Annotated in this window: 1 protein-coding gene; it reads left to right on the top strand. The window is 70.0% G+C overall.

The window, feature by feature from the left end; genetic code table 11:
* Positions 1-631, top strand: a 631-nt coding sequence (locus tag DAI20_RS19705; protein WP_159085143.1) for a M48 family metalloprotease, incomplete at both ends; no start/stop codon positions are given.

The following is a 631-nucleotide window of genomic DNA, read 5'->3' as shown; positions in this document are numbered from 1 at the left end:
CAGATCAACTACACCCGCTCCAACGAGTCCGAGGCCGACCGCCTCGGCATCCGCACCCTCTCGCGCAGCGGCTACGACGTGGATGCCATGGCCGGCTTCTTCGAGCGGATGGCCTCGGCGATGCGCGGCAACGAGGGCGGCTACAGCGTGCCCGAGTTCCTGCGCACCCATCCGGTCAACATCACCCGCATCAGCGAGGCGAAGGCCCGCGCCGACCAGATGAAGAAGGACACGGTGCTGCTGACCACCAGCACCCCCAGTGGCGAGCGCAGGGAGCGGGTCGATCCGGCCGACCCGAGCCTGGCCGAGCCGATGCTGCGCGGAAACAACCCGCTGCTGCCCAGCAGCGTGCTGCGCATTCCGATGGGCCAGCTCGCCCGCGGCGCCAGCGGTGACTTCGACTGGGCGCGCGAGCGCCTGCGTGTGCTCAGCGCTGATTCCACCCCTGAACTGGAACGCGAGTATGCCGATCTGGCCAAGCGGCAGAAGGATGGCCTGAACGACGCCCAGCGCTACGGCCAGGCCCTCGCGATCATGCGCGGCGGCCGCAGCGGTGCCACGCAGGCCCGGCAGACCCTGGCCAGCCTGCTGCAGACCCGACCGGACAACCTGTGGCTGGCACTGGGGCTGG

The organism is Planctomonas deserti (assembly GCF_003067705.1).
In the GTDB taxonomy this organism is placed as follows: Bacteria; Actinomycetota; Actinomycetes; order Actinomycetales; family Microbacteriaceae; genus Planctomonas; species Planctomonas deserti.
The sequence above is the reverse complement of the archived record's forward strand: the minus strand, read 5'-3'. Positions and strand labels throughout refer to the sequence as shown.